Annotated in this window: 10 protein-coding genes; 9 read left to right on the top strand and 1 reads right to left on the bottom strand. The window is 51.8% G+C overall.

Annotated elements, in window-relative coordinates; all coding sequences use genetic code 11:
• Window positions 1-29: 29 nt before the first annotated feature.
• On the bottom strand, window positions 30-1,868 hold the full coding sequence (locus tag QEH52_RS10430) for a right-handed parallel beta-helix repeat-containing protein (protein WP_308950286.1): 1,839 nt from the start codon (window positions 1,866-1,868) through the stop codon (window positions 30-32).
• 176 nt (window positions 1,869-2,044) lie between these two features.
• Here QEH52_RS10430 and QEH52_RS10435 point away from each other — a divergent pair, with 176 nt between their 5' ends.
• The 9 genes from QEH52_RS10435 to QEH52_RS10475 all read left to right on the top strand — a co-directional run.
• Window positions 2,045-4,090: a hypothetical protein gene (locus QEH52_RS10435; protein WP_308950288.1), complete on the top strand. Its 2,046-nt coding sequence runs from the start codon at window positions 2,045-2,047 to the stop codon at window positions 4,088-4,090.
• A gap of 57 nt (window positions 4,091-4,147) precedes the next feature.
• On the top strand, window positions 4,148-5,731 hold the full coding sequence (locus QEH52_RS10440) for a sulfatase family protein (RefSeq protein WP_308950289.1): 1,584 nt from the start codon (window positions 4,148-4,150) through the stop codon (window positions 5,729-5,731).
• Between the two features lie 73 nt (window positions 5,732-5,804).
• Entirely contained in the window at window positions 5,805-6,329 is a 525-nt protein-coding gene (locus QEH52_RS10445; RefSeq protein ID WP_308950290.1) for a sigma-70 family RNA polymerase sigma factor, read from the top strand.
• Window positions 6,326-7,882, top strand: coding sequence for an anti-sigma factor (locus tag QEH52_RS10450; RefSeq protein ID WP_308950293.1), 1,557 nt, complete (start codon window positions 6,326-6,328; stop codon window positions 7,880-7,882). The genes QEH52_RS10445 and QEH52_RS10450 overlap by 4 nt, the downstream gene beginning before the upstream one ends.
• Window positions 7,883-8,041: 159 nt before the next feature.
• On the top strand, window positions 8,042-10,435 hold the full coding sequence (locus tag QEH52_RS10455; RefSeq protein WP_308950294.1) for an alpha-L-fucosidase: 2,394 nt from the start codon (window positions 8,042-8,044) through the stop codon (window positions 10,433-10,435).
• An 88-nt stretch (window positions 10,436-10,523) separates the two neighbouring features.
• On the top strand, window positions 10,524-12,059 hold the full coding sequence (locus tag QEH52_RS10460; protein WP_308950296.1) for a sulfatase-like hydrolase/transferase: 1,536 nt from the start codon (window positions 10,524-10,526) through the stop codon (window positions 12,057-12,059).
• A gap of 33 nt (window positions 12,060-12,092) precedes the next feature.
• The gene (locus QEH52_RS10465; protein WP_308950297.1) at window positions 12,093-12,818 is read left to right on the top strand and encodes a hypothetical protein; all 726 of its coding nucleotides are present in this window, start codon (window positions 12,093-12,095) and stop codon (window positions 12,816-12,818) included.
• Between the two features lie 132 nt (window positions 12,819-12,950).
• Entirely contained in the window at window positions 12,951-16,514 is a 3,564-nt protein-coding gene (locus tag QEH52_RS10470) for a hypothetical protein (protein WP_308950299.1), read from the top strand.
• 312 nt (window positions 16,515-16,826) lie between these two features.
• The coding region (locus tag QEH52_RS10475; protein WP_308950301.1) for a hypothetical protein at window positions 16,827-17,440 on the top strand (614 nt) is incomplete at its 3' end.

The raw sequence follows: 17,440 nt of genomic DNA on the forward strand, positions 1-17,440 counted from the left end.
GTTTTTCGTGGGTGGAGTCGGGGGGAGCCTTATTCAGATATGTGAAGGACGGGTTCGTTGGGTAGATCAAAGCGATTTCCGCTGACCTTTGCGTTTAGGGATCTTTCAATGTGGATGCTCGCAGCCTTGCTGTTCACGTAGTCGGCTTGAGTGAGCACTGTATTCTCATCAAAGGAAATGCCGTCTATGCGGTGGGCATGCAGGATGCGCGGGCCGATCAATTTAAATTGATTCTGTGTCACACGGATATTCCGGTGGAAGGGAGCATCGCTGAGAGTCTTCATGCCCTTTTCATTGGGACCGAATTCCAGTATATAACTGCTGGGGCTGAGCGGGACGAAAGTGTTATTGCGAATGAGCACATCCTCGACGGGGCCCGATTCAAACCAGTTGTTGGCATCGCCTTCGATCAGTATGGCGGCCATGGTGCCGTGTTCGAATCGATTATTTTCGATGACAACCTTACCGGCAGTTGAAAAGATAATGCTGCGCGCCCGGTTGTTGCGGACGGTATTTCCGGAGAATGTTAGGTCTGGATTGCAATCCAGATTGTCCAGATAGCTGCCCGGTTGAAGGAAAGCATCAATTGGCTCGGTGAAGGTGACTTCGAAGCGACTGCTATTCAGCTTTCGGTAGCTTTTTACCTTACGCTCTCCGTATGGAACGAGGTCGGCTTGTTGGGAGAAGCGAAGACGCTCTCCTGACTGTGCGAACTCGAGGCCGAGTTGTTGGAAATGTATCAGCTCGCATTCGAGTGAGGCCGGGCCAGTTTGTTTTCGGATGACTGCGGAGAGCCCATGAACGTTGAGCGCATCATCCAGCATGTATTCGAAGTAGGAGTTCGTGACCGTGATGTTTCCTTTGCACAGTACGAAGTGAGTGGCGTCAGCCGTCGTCGTGACCCAGCGTTGACTCTTTTCGGGGAGTCGGACGTTCATTGAGTCGATCGTTATATCGCTGCTGCGCTGAGCAATGAGTCCCATGCCGCCTGCGTGATGGATGGTGACTTGTTTCAGTGCGATGCCGCTGGCGTTCTCCATGTGAATGGCAGGGCTCATGCGGTTGGGCATGAGTAGGCCTTTGGAAATAAAAGTATCCCCTACTTGAGGCATGGATGCGGTGGCATTGGTAAAGCTGAATGCGCCTTCGCCTAAATCCATAAATGTGGCTGGAGTCTTCCAGCGAGGGTGCCATTCAAGGATGGGCTGTTGTCGAGATTTCGGCAGTGGGCGTCCAGTCTGGCTGTCGACCCAGTGCGTCCATTCTGCATTTTGCCACCATTCTATATTGGGCTTGAGCGTGAAATCGTTGATGCCATTGAGCGGGGAGCCTCCTTCGCCGTGTAGGATTCGTCCGCGATTGATGAATACATTTTCGGCGTCGAGCATGTGGGCGGTGAAGGTATTGTTCTCCGGGTCGATGCCGGTTACTGTGCCTTGCATGTGAAGCGGTGTGCCCCAGTCGATCGTGAGACCTTCGATGGTGATATTTGACGAATTATAAATCGTTATTGGTATGAATGCCTGGCCGTGTGCGATGAGTTTGGCCCCATGACCTGAAATCGTTAGATTTTTCGCATCCCAGATAGCCAGCGAGGTGCGGCGGAGCCCGTCGTCGTGGTTGCTGACGTGGACAAATCGTTCCGGGGCAGAGTCGGGATATAGATCGTAGCGCCCAGGTTCTAGAATGAGTTTATCGATGTCTTCGTCGACGCATTGTGCGAGAGCGTCTAGTAAAATTGGACTGGCATCTATGCCAGTCCCCGGTGCTGTGATACGAAGACTTTTTGCCTGTAGTGCAGGTATAAAAATAGAGCTCAATATAAAAGCAAAGAGCGAAGTGGCGAGGTGAACTAAGGGTTTGTGCATAATCGAAATGGGAATGTGTTATCTTATTACATCCAGTAGTCTGGAAATTTTACGTTTTTCGGGGGATTCATTTGCAGTGCATGATGAAACGAATCGGAAACAGGATGGGATATTTCGTTAGATTTCGTCGTGTCGGGTAGTTCATGGGTATGACGTTTCGCATTCTTAGAATTTCCATGTTTTTTGTGATTGCCGTGTGCTCGGTGGTGCTGGGGCAGAATTATCCGGTCGGCATTGAAGCGAAACGCGTCTTTAAGGAGGGATTTCCGGCCTTGATTGCTTTTCGTGGGGAAATGCATCGGCCTAGCCATCGATCCTATGAGGCCTGGAGCCAGAGTTTGGAAGATTACTCAGTCGTTATTCGCAAATTCTGGAATGAAGAACTTAATGTGCATCCCGAATCGCCTGCATGGGCGCAGCGTTATTTGGCCGCACACCCGGTAACTTTGTTTCTGTGGCATCTGAATGGTGAAGCGCGGGCGGCCAGAGAACATCCGGAGGTGCAGGCGCGCTATTTCCCCGGGCATTGGGCCTTGCATACCGGCTCGGCTGTGGATGGTTCGGTCGAGCGTGGCTCTTCGGTATTGAAAGTAGAGCATGTGGATCGTTTTTCGATGAAGGGGTATATTGATCGGCGGGAAAGAGAATGGCATGCGCCGGATCTTGTTTTAGTGGAGCGTTTTCCAGATGGTCGCCTCAATTGGAAGAAGACGGAATATGCCCGTTTGACGTCGGTTGATCTCACGACTGGAACAATTGAGGTGGATCGCGGCCTGTATGGTTCTGAGGTGCAGGATTACAATGGGCTCTATGTGGCGCCGATTGTCGGCGGTGTTTGGGGCGGGCAGATTCTTTGGTTTTATAATCATGCCAGCACTTGCCCCAGGGACGCCAATGGGCAGCAGGCTTCGGATCTGTTTGTGGATGAAATCGTTTCTAAATTCGACCCCAAGACCGGAGAGTTGAAAGGTTTTGGTGGGGTGGCTTTTGATGTGACTTACTGGGTGGCGCGCTGGCCAGACATGGATGTCAATGTTGATGGCGTGACGGATTTAGATGGCTATGTTGATGGTCGGAATGTCTGGCGTGAAGGTATGGTGGCATGGGCCGAACGATTGCGTGCACGCATGGGGCCTGAATTCATTATCGTTGGCGATGGCGGTTCGGATAAGCACCAGCGTGCGGTCGGGGTGTTTAGCGGTATGGAGGCCGAGGGCTTTCCCTATCATCATGATGCCTTCCGCGGCTACTCGACGCCGATTAACCATTTTGATTACTGGACGGCTTTTGGAAAGGTGGCTTACCCATTTAATTTTTCGGCACTTAAGTTTAAGTCGGACTTCGATCTCGAGAACCAAGAACAATACGCGCGTTTGGGCTTGGGCACACTCTCCAGCCTGGGTGTCTATGCGACCAGTGTTTCTGACGAGGAGAGCGGTGCGCCATTGGACGAGTTCGTCGCGGGGCATCGCGGGCAGGTTCATTGGTTGGGGCAAGCAGTTGGGCCGGTCTTACGTCTGGAGGAAGCCATGCCGGACTTGCTGGACGGAGCCGGAGTGCGTTGGGGGGAGCCATTGCTGGCAAAGCTTGAATTGCATGGGGCAAGCATGCGTCAAGGGGGCGGCAATACGCTGATTCTTGAGGGAAATGACGACGATCCGTTGGCGCCCATGACATTGACTCTGAAGGGCCTCAAGCGTCCGGCGGGGGATATCGTACTATCCTTTGAAGTGATTTCGAAGGAGCCACTGGCCCCATCGCTGGAGGGAAGCGCTTACCCCAGAGCAATTAAAGTATCTGCCGACGAATTACCGGAGTATGAGGATTCCGCGCGAAAGAACGGGTTTTACAATGACTTGGAAGGAGTTTTTGGCACCGAAGGTTTTATTCGACAGTCATTTTATTTTCGGGATGTGGGGGATGTGGATCTGGATACACTTTCGCTTAAAATTACTTTTGAGTATCAAGGCGCGGTGGCTCTGCGAAATCTAAAGATTCACCAAGGCGGGCAGTTGTTTGCCCGCGAATTTGAGCACGGTGTGGTGTTGTCGAACCCTTCTTTGCACGAGCGAGTCTTTGACCTGACCTCGCTCTTTCCCGACTACGATGGCGCGTACTATCGTATTTCAGGGACGCGGAAGGAGAATGATGGCTCCCGTATTATGCACCGCGATCAAGTCCGCGTTCCTGCCTTGGATGCTATTTTTCTCGAAAAACGTTAAAAACTTAGCTGTCCGGCGGTCTCTTAGTATATGTTCACTTTAACTCTTAGAGACACTTTGACTAAAAACCTAGCGGGGCTGTTTTTTTTCGGCTCTGCTGTGTTGATGTCGTCCACGATATTGAGGGCAGAATCCGCTAGGCCCAATATTTTGCTTTGTGTGGCGGATGATGCCGGCTTGCATGCGGGGGCATACGGAACCGATTGGGTCTCCACGCCTACCATGGACCGCTTGGCGGATCATGGTCTTCTTTTTCAACGAGCCTATACGCCCAATTCCAAATGTGGACCGTCGCGCGCTTGCATTCTGACCGGGAGGAACTCCTGGCAGTTAAAGGAGGCCGGTAATCACTGGGCCTCGTTTCCTCTGGAGTTTAAGTCTGTGGCCGAGGTCTTGAACGAGAATGGCTATCATGTCGGCTACACGGGCAAGGGCTGGCTGCCGGGAAAAGCCTTTGATGCAAATGGCAAGCGGCGCGATATATTGGTAAATCAATATACCGATCTCACTCTCGATCCGCCTACCAGTGGGATTCATATCGTTGATTATGTGGCCAATTTTAAGACCTTTCTGAACGATGGTCAAAGCGAAGAGCCCTTTTTCTTTTGGTATGGAGGCTGGGAACCGCACCGAAAATATGAGTTTCAAAGTGGTCGTAAGGTCGGTGGAAAATCGCTGGAGGATGTCAAATGGATCCCCGAGTTCTGGCCGGATACGGATGTGGTGCGCGACGATATTTTGGACTACGTCTTTGAACTGGAGTATTTCGATGCCCGTTTGGGGGAGATGGTGGACGAGCTTGAAGCTCGCGGCATCTTGGATCACACGATTATTATCGTGACTTCGGATAACGGCATGCCCTTTCCGCGGGTGAAGGGGCAGACCTACGAGTATTCCAATCATTTGCCTTTGATCATTTATTGGCCCGAGGGCATTCGTTCCGCCGGGCGCTCGGTGGACGAGTTTGTGAGCCTGATTGATTTGGTGCCCACTTTTCTGGAAGTGGCTGGGATTGAAGCCGATCGCTCTGGTATGGCATCAATCACCGGTCGCAGCTTGAGCCCCATTCTGGAAAATCGTCCGTCCGAGCAAGTCAGGGATCATGTCCTGCTCGGAAAAGAACGCCATGATGTGGGGCGTCCCAACAATGTCGGCTATCCAACGCGGGCGATTGTCGAGGGCGATTTTCTTTATATCATTAATTTTGAGCCCGGACGCTGGCCGGTTGGTAATCCAGAGGCCGGCTATGCCAACACCGACGGTGGCGCCACGAAAACCGAGATTCTCGAAGGTCGCACCGATCCGAGCTTGCACCACTTCTGGCAATGGAATTTCGGTAAGCGCCCTCAGGAGGAGCTGTATCAAATTTCCGAAGATTCCGATTGTTTGCGCAATCTGGCTGGATATCCTGAATTTGTAGACAAGCGTAACAAACTGCGCCTGCGCTTGTTGCAGCGATTGGCAGAAGAAGGTGACCCCCGAATGGCTGGTCACGGTGATATCTTCGATGAGTATCTCTATATGGATCCGAAGAGCACACATCTGTATGAGCGTACCATGGAAGGAGTGGAAGTGCGTTCAGCCTGGTTGAGCCCCTCTGATTTTGAAGCCGGCCCCGTGGGCATCGAGACTCTGGAGTAGATTCATTATTTAGATTTATTTCGTCACATCTTGTGAATTGCGGTAGTAAACAAGTGGAGTTAATGAATTACCGATGTCAGATCTAAAAATGGAGGATTTTGTTCGTTTGTACTCGATGCACGAGTCCAAGGTGCGTGCGTATGTACGTGCAGGGCTGCCTACGATTGAGGATGTGAACGAAGTCATGCAGGAAGTCAGTCTGGTGGCCTGGCGTAAATTCTCGACACTAGAGGACGCGGAAGGATTCGGGCGTTGGATGTGCGTGATAGCACGCTATGAAATTCTGAAATACCGCCGATCCAAGGCGAGAGATCGCTTGGTTTTGGATGAAGACCTACTGAGCTTGATTGCCGATGAAGGCGTCGAGGAAACCTCCGAACGTGCTGCAGAGATTCAGGCACTGCAGAAGTGTATCCGTAAGTTGCCAGAGAAATATCGTGGGCTTGTGATTAAAGCCTATACCCCCGATCAGTCGAAAAAGAAACTCGCAGCTGAAATTGGTAAGACACCAGCTGCGCTCTATCAGTTGCTCAGTCGTCTTCGACTGACCTTACTGAATTGTGTTCAAGGTAAATTGGCCAATGAGGGGATCAAATGAATAACGAAGATTGGAAATTAATTGACCGCTATTTGAGTGGTGAGATCAACGAGGTCGAGTTGGCTCGCTTGCAGGAGCGCTTGCGCACGGATGCCGGGCTACGTGCGGATTTTAGGAGTGCCGCCTCGCTGGATATGGCCTTGAGCGATATGGCTGGTATTGACGCTGCAGGTTCAGATTTGCTGATGTTGGATTACGCTCCGAAAACAACGCCTAAGCAGTCGGTCTCGAATCGTTGGTGGCAAGGGATTGCTGCCGCACTTGTGATCTTTATGGCCGGTCTGCTGTGGTGGAACTTTTCCGAAGGTGTCGATCCGTCGTACGTGTCCGTGAATCCACCTGCTGCTTCGGTTGAAGTGGCTTCGATTCTTCGCATGGAGAATTGCGTCTTTAAAGACAATGCTTTGACCTTTGAAGAGGGCGGCCGACTTTCCCTTGGAGACATCGTATTGGAGTCCGGAACCATTGTTTTTGGCTTGGATAAAGGGGCACGTATCGTTCTCGAAGGACCTGCTCACCTGAGCTTGGAGACGGCTGATAAAGCCTTTCTACATTATGGCTACTTAGGCTTTGAAAACTTTTTCATCGGTGAGACCTTTGAAGTGCGGACCCCTTACTCGGTTCTCGTCGATGTCGGCACTGAGTATTCGATTGAAGTTGGCTCCGTTGGTGAAGCGATCCGCGTCTACGACGGAGAAGTCTGGCGGACCAATCCAGAATCGGCAGACGACATCTCCTTTATCGCCAAGGGAGAAACCGCCGTTTTTGGTGGGCAGCCTGAATTGGCGTTCTTGGGGACGGGGAATCGTAGCAAAGTGCTCGACTATCTGCCTTCCGAGGTCAGTCGAACCCCATGGGCACGGGATAACTTTGATTACGCCGTGGAGCTGAACCAGCCCGTAGAGTTGGGCGAGGGTGGTTTGGGCTGGGATACCCCTTGGCGTGGCTTGGCACGTACTCTGTCGATGGAGGTCCTCCGGCGCGATGCCCTGGTTCTGGCCGAAGGCTTTGGCTTCGGAGACTTTTTTAGTGCCACTGGCAAATCGGCTGTCATCTCGGGCAATTCAACTTTGCACCGGCGTTTGGCGCATCCAATTCGTCGTGATCAGAGTGGCACCTACTATTTCAGTGTGCTCTACAAGGCGGATACAGCCACGCAGGATGGCGATACTTCGACCCTCTTCGTCAACTTCAGGAATACAGATAATCCGTCGAAGAATGACTCGGATCGACTGACGACCGGCATCTTTAAGGGGCATACCTTGCTATGTCGCTACGGGAGTAGTGGGCGAATTTCGGCCAAGACCAACCCGAATGAGGCGAATCTATTGGTGGGGAAAATTTTGATTCGGCCTCACGCACAGGATCAGATCAATCTGGATGTCATAGGTGACCCCGAGCAACTGCAGGAGGAGCCGATTTGGAGACTTCGTGCCGAAGGCGACACCAGCAAGGATCCATTGGATTCAATCATATTACACGTCATTGGTGATATACCTCTGCATGTAAGTGAGATCCGTTTTGGAAAGTCCTGGGAGTCTGTGACTCGATAAGCGAGTGTTTCGAAATTTTACCTAAAAAAGTGCGTAAGATTTCCGCATTTGATGGAGTGTAAGGGGGTAGGCAATTAACAATCCAGCCTGCAGTTATTCGGTGGTGATGATTATAGTAAAGCCACGACTTGTCCTCCCCAAAATCTATCATTTGTAATTATGTCTATACTATCCAATACCACACGTAGTGCGATCTGTCTCGCAGGCGCGATCCTTTGCTCCTCTCCGCTAGCGACGCCGCTGGCCGCTCAATCCGTCGAAACTCCAAACATGGACTGGTGGCAGGAATCGATGGAGCATCTGGATGAACGCATGGGTTGGTGGGAAGAGGCACGCTTGGCTCTGTTTATTCACTGGGGTGCGTATTCTGTATTAGGTGGCGAATATGAGGGAGAAAAGTCGATTGACCGCTATGCCGAACACATCGCACGCGAACTGAAAATACCTAAATCGGAATACATTGAGTTTGCTGCCAGCCGATTCCAGCCGGATGACTTTAATGCGGAGGAATGGGTTCTTCGTGCTAAAAAGGCTGGCATGAAGTATGTGGTGATCACCGCGAAGCATCACGACGGCTTTGCGATTTATCCTTCAAAATACAGTGACTTTGATATCGAGGACACGGCCGGCTGGGAGCGCGATCCTCTGCGTGAACTAACCGATGCGTGTGCGAAGCACGGCCTCAAGTTCGGTGTTTATTATTCGCATGCCCAGGACTGGTATGAGCCGGGTAATTTTCGTTTTACCTGGGAGCATCCTTTTCATCCAACAGATGAGGAGCGCGATTGGTATAACAAGAAAGGAGAAGAGGGCGACGCTCACAGGGAGAGAGTTAAGGAATATATTAACCAAAAATGCATCCCTCAGTTACGTGAGTTGCTTGTGGACTATAATGCCGAGATGATCTGGTTTGATACTCCCGGCTGGTTGCCCGCAGGGTACCTCGCACACATTCTGAAAGCGGTGCGCGAAATTAAGCCCGAGACGGTGGTGAGCTATCGTATCGGACGTGGTTACGGCGATTACGGCGGTGGACCTGACAACCCGACTGCCTTTCCTCCGCGCGACGAACGTTACTGGGAAGCGATTCAATCGACCTTGCATTCGTGGGGCTATCATAAAAACGACGAACATCATCGCCGTTCTCCAGAGCACCTCATTCGTATGACTGCAAACGTGGTGGCACGTGGTGGCAACATGATGATTAATGTCGGGCCCAAACCGGACGGCACTTGGGTCGAGAAAGATATCGAGACCTTTGACGCCATTGCCGAGTGGATCGAAGGGCAGGAGGCCTCCATTCACGGTGCAGGCAAGTCGCCTTTGCCCTTTCAGAACTGGGGTGTCATTAGTGCGGAGGGGGATAATTTGTATCTACACGTGCTCGATTGGCCCAAAGATGGAAAACTGCGGGTCGGAGGTCTTTTGACTGATGTGCAATCCGCAACTTTAATGAAAGGTAATCAGCCTTTGAAGGTGACGCGTACCAGCGACACCATTGTGACGGTAGAGGTGCCATCGCAGCCGCCGCATCCTGTTGACAGTGTGATCCAGTTGACATGCGTTACCAAGCCAAAGAGCGACGGTGTCCGACTCATTGAACCTGAAGAAGAGAATCGCCTGCACGTTTATGATGGGGCAAGTATTTTCGGAGACCTCAAAGCAGGCGTCGGCCGTGGTGAAGATGCCTATCTGCGCAATTGGGTCAGCGCCGAAGATGCCGTTTCCTGGCGTGTGCGTGCGGCTGAAACTGGAAGCTATGAAATCTATCTGGTCTATGGTAACCGCAAGGGACCGGGGCGTCCTTTTGACAATAAATACGAAGTGACTGTCGGCACTGCGAAATTTATCCAAGAGACAACACGCTTTGGTAACAGCGATCCCAAATATGCTACCGAGGAAAGCTTGCGTATGGGATTTGAGAGTCCCAATACCACTTTCCCCGCGAGCGATAAGGTCGGTGTCGTGACACTGACGCCCGGTGTTTACGATCTCAAAATCGCCTCAGCCGATGGTGCCACTCCCAAAGAAGAGTTGTTCCGTCCACGCGCTATATTTTTGGTGCCAGTAAAGGACACTTCCGAGGCGGTCATGGCCGAGCCCACAGAGCTGATGTTGCTTGAGATGAAAATTACAGGCGACTTCAAGCCGACTGAGGGCGCGATCGAACTAAAAGCCGAAGCGGCTGATTTGAGCGGTTCGAATGCAGTCTATCGCAAGCAAGGCTTCGATGAATACATCACACGCTGGAAACAAGTCAGTGAGCGACTAGAGTGGACCTTTCAGGTCAAACAGCCCGGTGACTACGAGGTCGGGATCGCCTATGCCTGCCCGGCAGGCAACAAGGGGAGCTCTGTCGAGCTTCGTGCCGGAGATCAGAAATTGAGCTTCACCGTGGGGGATACCGGAACATGGAATGATTTTGCCTCTGAAAAAGTCGGAACGATGCACTTTGCGAAAGCAGGAAGCTACACGATGCTTGTAGATCCGAAAAGCGTGCCGGGTTCTGGCGTCATGAACCTACACCATGTGTTTTTGAATCCCGCCGAGTAAGTCTCGTTTCCAATCATTTAAAGGGGGTGATTCATGTCACCCCCTATATTTCTAAGTGACTCTGTATTCCTCTTTAGCTACCCCTGTTATGACTCACTATCGTGCCGTGCTGATCTTAGGCTTGCAGATGCTTGGCGCAGTCTTTTTAAGTGCTGCATCCGACTCTGTGTGTCAGCGGCCGAATATAATCGTCATTCTTACGGATGATCAAGGGTATGCCGATGCGGGCTTTCAAGGGTTTCCAAGGTCGGAGGAGGTCTTGACGCCTAGCATCGATCGTCTCGCGAGTGAAGGTGTCGCGTTTCGAAATGGATATGTGGCGTTCTCCACTTGCGGACCCTCACGTGCTTCGCTTTTAACGGGGCGCAGCTCCAGCCGTTTCGGTATGGAGGGCAACAAAAATATGGATGACGGCGACACTGGGCCGCCGCTCTCGGAAATCATTATTCCCGCAGCGATCAAGGGCAGTGGGTATGTCACGGGTGCCGTGGGGAAGTGGCACTTGGGCTCAAAAAAAGAAGAGCGTCGTCCGATCGCACGTGGATTTGATTACTATTGGGGGGATCTTGCCGCCGAGAAAGATTACCTCATGACTCGCACTGAAGATCCGCCATCCTGGAAAAGTGGAGAGGCCAGTCCACGGGATTACGGGCGCTACCTTACAGATGCGTATACCGATGAAGCCGTCTCCTTTATTCGGCGCAATAAAGATCAACCATTCTTTCTGTATGTCGCATACAACGCGCCGCACAGTCCGTTCCGGACTTATGAGCCACTGGTCAAACGTATCGTCGAGCACGCGCCTCAGTATCAGGGAGCCTATGAGCGCATGCTCACACACACGACTCTCAAAAAGCAGCAGCCTTATTATCATGCACCCGCTTTTGATTTCGGTAAATTCAAAGGAAAAGACTTAGACCAGGAATTGCTGCGGCTGACCTATCTTTCCATGCTACTCGCGGCGGATGACGGGGTCGGTAATATTATGGAGACACTGGACCGGGAAGGTCTGCGCGAAGATACCTTGGTCTTTTATTTGAGTGATAACGGTGCTGCCTTGGCGCGTCCGAATGATCTCGGTGGGGTCAATTTGCCTTTGCGCTCTGGTAAAGGCTCTGAATATGAAGGCGGCGTGCGTGTGCCTTATGTGATGAGCTGGCCTGGAGTGTTGCCTCAGGGTGTGGTGAATACGAAAGACGTCGTTAGCTCGATGGATATTTTTACCACTACAGTTGCATTGGCTGGGGCAGAGCTTCCTAGGGATCGCATAATCGACGGCGTTAATTTGATGCCGTATTTGACCGGAGAGAAAGAAGGCAATCCTCATGAGGTTTTGTTTTTTCGCCGACAGGTGCGGAACGCCAATGCCATACGCGTCGGTGACTACAAGTGGATCGATTATGCTGCCCGGCCCAAGGATTTGACGCAATTAGGAGCCAAAGCTGAGCCTTGGCTCGACGCAGGCGCACTTTATAATGTTCAAGAAGATATCTCGGAGTATCATGACTTGTCCACTGAGATGCCGGAGAAGAAAAAAGAACTGATTGCATTGTATACAAAGCTGACTCGTGATTTGCCCGTAAACGAGGATCGCGCAGCTAAGCAGGAGGATGATGACGGCTAATAACTGCACTGTTTTGCCCTGAATAATAATCTAATGAAAAATATATGCATACTGCCAGTGCTCATGCTGATGAGCTCAGTCCTACTGCTCGCGGCAGAGTCTGGTGATACGCTCATCGTCGACTTGCGGATTCGATCCTGGCACAAGCAGTTGCATGAGCAAGCTGGAGCATCGAATGCCAACACGGCTATTTCAGTGAAGACGCTGTACTATGAGGGGGGAGACCGCTCGACGATGAAGAAGGTACGCATCCTAAAGGGGAAAACCAGTTCTTCGTTTGAGTATCGTGGCCAGTCGCCGATTGTTTTCTACGATAAAACAGGACTCGATGAGCAGGGGAAGCCCGTGTATGAGCCGATCCTACAAGTCGATATCCCAGCAGGGGCGCAGCGTGCTGAAATCATCGTGCTGTGGGACGAGGCTACAAATCGTTTTCGTGCGATCTCTTTAGATGTCAGCGAGCATAGTCTGCCAGCTCGAATGACCCGGGTCTATAATCTTAGTACAGAGACCATCACACTGCGCATGAACCAAAAGCTTTATTCTTTGAAACCACTGGATTCAGCTGACTTCTCCTTGGATGAACTCTATGACGGTCGCTATGTGCAGGTTTCGATCTTTAGCGGATCCGAAGCGAGTCCAGAGAATCTCGACTACAAGCGGACGTGGACTTTTCATCAGGATTCGCGCAGCTTGGTATTTCTCTACAATTCGCTTTCCAGAAAAGGCGCCTGGCGTCGCGAGTTCTACCCCCTCTAAATTCTCCTAAAATTGACTCTACCCACTTCAAGTTCTACTAGCCCAGAGCGTGATGAGCGACTGCGGAGCGGGGGCTTTGCCCTCGTTCTCGCATTGGGCTTGATGGGTTTTGTTGTTCTCTTGCTTTTATCGATGGCGACACTGATTCGTGTCGAATCCAAAGCGACTCAATTGGTGAGTGAACGTAATCGGGCTCAGCAGAATGCCCTTTTGGGGCTACATATGGCTCTAGGGAAGTTGCAGGCCAGTCTCGGTGCCGATCAGCGGGTGACTGCGCGTGCTGATCTGGACAGCGTGCCGGAAGCCAGTAGAATGTTGACTGGTGTTTGGTCGACGGATCCTGCGGATTTCGGTGATGTCGATCCTCGCGTCAATCCGGCTGCGATCAAAAGTGGAGCTGCGCTTCAATGGCTGGTCAGTGAGGCGGGGGCGGATGCGTCTGACTTTCCGTCTAATTTTTCGCTTTCATCCTCCGATGCTGTGGTACTTTACTCCGGGCATTCGGCATCGGATTCAGATGGGGCAGTTGTCCTCAATTCCCGTCCGATAGATGCCAACAATTACGGGCTTGGGCACTACGCATGGTATGTCGCCGACGAGGGGATGAAAGCCTCCGTTCGCAGTCAGCGTTCTACTGGCACGACGTATCATAATCAACAGGTGTTGAACCCCACCGGGGCGGGGCTTGAAGTGCTTGCGGCTCCGGATGTCGGTTCCCCATTGCTGGATTCTTTGACTGAGTCGCAAATCGAAGCAGCCAAGGTAATTCGGGCGCAACTCGCTAGCGATGATTCTTTGAGTGTTCTGCTCAGCAGCAGCTATGGTCATGCGGATAATGGTGCATTTGCCCGACGCTATTTTCACGATCTGACTCTTTCGAGTCTGGGAGTGATGAGTGATGTGCGTGCCGGTGGTTTGAAACGCGATCTAACGGCGGCGTTCAGTGATGACACTGAATTTCAGAAACTCTTGGATGAATGGGGTGTCGGGCCATACGAGGATCAGATGTTTCCTCCGTTCACGCATTCGTCGCAGCAGGCATCATTGTTGCATGGCGACCCAGGTGGTCCGCTCTGGGCGCAGATGCGTTCTTTTTTTCAAGATGCGACAACAACTGGAGCGCTTAGCAGCAGCAAGAATGTTAGCCCACATACGTCCTATGTTTCCGGGGTGCGGCCGGTGGTGGCTCAGTGGCAAATGCATTATCACCTTTATCTCAAGGATGATTTGACCCCCCGCTACTGTGTGATGCCGGTTGTGGTGTTATGGAATCCTACCGATGTTACGCTGGCTGCCGGGCGCTACGTGGTGAGTGGCTATGATCGTTTTGCCGACCCTGCGACGGAGGCATTTGAGGATTTTCGATATGATCGATCTCCCGGAGTCTGGGTGGATTACGACAGCGACCCCGATCCAAACGTAAGCACTGTGGAGAATATTGCGTTTTTTACGGAAGGCCAAATCAAGAGTGGAACGATTTCGGGGGCGGGGGCCCAGAATACGACTGTTGGCTTTGATCATCCGATGCGTCCATTGAGTTTCCTACTTGAGGGCGCGGATGGCGAGGGCATCTCCCTTGAGCCGGGGCAGGCGATCGTTTTCTCACCCGTGGCGGTAGATGCTCTGGTGTTTCCCAACTCGTGGTCGGATCCTGTGCGCAATGTCATGCGGCCCGGATTTCGTTACGGAGCCTATTTTTATCAGGATTTTCCGATTGCCATTAACAATACAGATCCAGTCGGTGGTAGTGGAGATCCCGTCGACCCCTCCCGCATTTTAGGTGTCGGGCTGCTTCAAACGGTGAGCGGTGCGGCACAGTTCGTTTTGGGGCAGGGGGAGACTCTGGAGGCAGCCTTGGCTGCGCCTCTTTGGGCTGGCGGCGGTTCTAAGTTGGCACATGGTCACTATAAAGTGCGTGATCAGTCACCCGGATATGCCGATGAGTCGCATTTTGGTTCCGCGTCCGGAGTTGGATTTTGGGGGAATCCAGGTGCCGGTTCGGTCGCCCTGAGCGTGCACGATGTGAGAAACCTGGCTAACTTAACCCGTGCGGGGGACGCTCCGTTCGCGCCTGGTGGCGACGGCACCATGCGCGGCTTCCCAACGCATGGCCATGGTATGTATCTCAAATCATTGGAGAATTATGCGAGCACTGCGTATCCGGCCAAGCGACGTGTGGTGACTGATTTTTCGCCGCTGGCTCAACGCGTGAGCCTGCCACGCTATATGGATACCAATGGTGATTGGAATGCATATCTGATTAGCGAGGGAGCCTATTTGGAGCTGCAAGAGCCCCCTGACGCGACGATCAATGGTAATACGCTTTCCGATCCCCTGTATAGTTCGGATCTATACGATGAGGGCGTGCCGGAGTTTCCGGTCGGATTTTCCAATGGATTCTCCACATCCAGTGGGCGTTGGGTGCTTCAATCAGTCTCCAAACCTCGCGACGCATTTGTGGGCTTGGGCGTTTTTCGAGATGCATTTTTGAGCCAGCCGATTGATTATGATCGAGACGGTCGGGATGACTTGGCGGCGGATTTGATCGAAAGAAGTCTAAATTTTGCAGAAGGCACTAGCCCCACACATGTGATTGGAAGTTCCTATGCGCCTCCGGCGATGGGGCTCGATCAACTGGCAACTTCAATTAATGCGAGCGGGGATACCTTGGCTTACTATGATATGTCGTATTTGCTGAATGATGTGCTATGGGATGCCTTTTTTATGTCGAATTATACCAGCGACGGCAGCTCGTTGCTGAGCCAAGACCGCTTACAGTTGGATTCAGAGTTGGATGCTTTTGCTTACGAATCCTCGGCCACGAATTTGTTGGTCGAAGGGGTGTTTAACGTCAATTCTACCTCCGTTGCTGCATGGAAGGCTTTCTTGGCCAGTGGCTTGTCCGAGTCTGTGATCCGCTCTGATGGGAGTGAAGATAGCATGCACCCTCAAACTGCTTTCTTAGCATCAGCACGCCCGTTGGGGCCTCAAAGGGGAGGGGCTACGAATAATTATTCGGAGCAGGAGGGGGTCTTTGACGGTTTTCTGGGATTGAGCGAGGCAGAATTGGAAGCTCTGGCTGTCGCCATGGTTGATCAAGTTAAGAAGCGTGGCCCCTTCGTTTCGATGAGCCATTTTGTGAATCGTGTGCCGGACCATATCGATTATCGATCCGCAAAGGAAGATGCTTCACTTGAAATCGAAACTTCCGGCGTGCTCAAGACCGAGCGCGCGACCGGAGCCTTGCAAGCGGCCATCGACCTTTCCGGTATTCAAGGAGACTTTGATGCTGCTGGTAGCCGAGGTTTTGATGATTACAGCGTGACTTTGGCGGATTATGATGGCTCACATTCCAGCGTCGAAATCCCAGGTAAGGAGTCGCTGCTCGGACACGCTGCGGCGGGCAATCCCGGCTACCTGACCCAAGGTCTCGTTTTGGCTAAGTTGGGCCACCGCATGGCCGTCCGCTCCGATACTTTTAAAATTCGATCCTACGGCGACAGTGGCAGCGCCATAGATGGCAGCATTGGAGCTCGCGCTTATTTGGAGGCGACTGTGCAGCGTTTGCCCTCTTATATACGGCCCGAACAAAATGAAGCCGAAGAGCGCACTGCTACCTTGACGGCGGATAATGCGCGCTTTGGACGCCGATTTGTGATCACCTCGCTTCGTTGGTTGAGCGAGGATGAAATATAGCGATCTGGCCCCCGTTCTGTAACTGTATTTTCACCATGTATTTACCTGGGGTCGACCTGCCGTTTCTTACCTTGGATCTACATGGAATCAAAGCTTATCAACATCATGGTTACGTAAACTTTATTTCCGAGTGCGATGGCTTGCTTTCATGACTCCCAAATGCAATGATATGACCTGCTGAAATTTACCCCACAAACCATGCGATCATCTAAAAACTTATGTTTTTATATTTTTTTCGTCAGATTTCGATCAGTGTGGGTGTTAATTAGTTGAGCATATTTGTTTTAACCTAAAAACCCAAGACCAGTCCATATGAATAAGAAACTACTACCGCTTCTATCCGTTGCACCTTTTGTGCTTTTATCATGGTCGCACGCTGCTACGATCACTTGGGGCAGCGCCACGACTATTTCCGGTGATTCCGATGTCTCGACCGACGGCACGCTCGTTGTCGCAGCAAGCTTTGGTACGACTAGCGCTTCAATTGTCGTCAACGGCGTGACATTTGCCGGGGGAGGAACGGCTGCAAATTTGAAGAGTTCTGCGACCTACGGGACAGCATTGAACTATACTTCCGCAAAGAATTCTGATACGGCATTTGGAACTGCATCTACACCTTTTAGTTCTCTCTCCGCGAACTATCAAGATTTACTGACGTCTGGCCTGTGGGAGACTGGTACGGACCCCGAGGTGGATTTACAGACTCAGACGTTTACTTTTGGTGGGACGGGCAATGAATTAGTCGATGGTCAGGAATACCAGATTCAAATTTGGGCGCAGGATGCGCGCAATAACAAGCACGGGGGGGCGCTCACTATTGCTGGTACAGGTGGTGTTACCCTGAATTACACTGACACCAGCTCGGAAGGGGGGCTTGGTCAATATGTGATTGGCACCTTTACAGCCGATGCGGACACTCAATCATT

The organism is Thalassobacterium maritimum (genome assembly GCF_031127805.1).
In the GTDB taxonomy this organism is placed as follows: domain Bacteria; phylum Verrucomicrobiota; class Verrucomicrobiia; order Opitutales; family Coraliomargaritaceae; genus Thalassobacterium; species Thalassobacterium maritimum.

Coding starts and splice junctions, on each gene's coding strand:
- QEH52_RS10460 (WP_308950296.1), top strand. CDS start 10,524: ATGACTCACTATCGTGCCGTGCTGATCTTAGGCTTGCAGATGCTTGGC.
- QEH52_RS10435 (WP_308950288.1), top strand. CDS start 2,045: ATGTTTTTTGTGATTGCCGTGTGCTCGGTGGTGCTGGGGCAGAATTAT.
- QEH52_RS10450 (WP_308950293.1), top strand. CDS start 6,326: ATGAATAACGAAGATTGGAAATTAATTGACCGCTATTTGAGTGGTGAG.
- QEH52_RS10445 (WP_308950290.1), top strand. CDS start 5,805: ATGTCAGATCTAAAAATGGAGGATTTTGTTCGTTTGTACTCGATGCAC.
- QEH52_RS10455 (WP_308950294.1), top strand. CDS start 8,042: ATGTCTATACTATCCAATACCACACGTAGTGCGATCTGTCTCGCAGGC.
- QEH52_RS10430 (WP_308950286.1), bottom strand. CDS start 1,868: ATGCACAAACCCTTAGTTCACCTCGCCACTTCGCTCTTTGCTTTTATA.
- QEH52_RS10470 (WP_308950299.1), top strand. CDS start 12,951: ATGGCGACACTGATTCGTGTCGAATCCAAAGCGACTCAATTGGTGAGT.
- QEH52_RS10465 (WP_308950297.1), top strand. CDS start 12,093: ATGAAAAATATATGCATACTGCCAGTGCTCATGCTGATGAGCTCAGTC.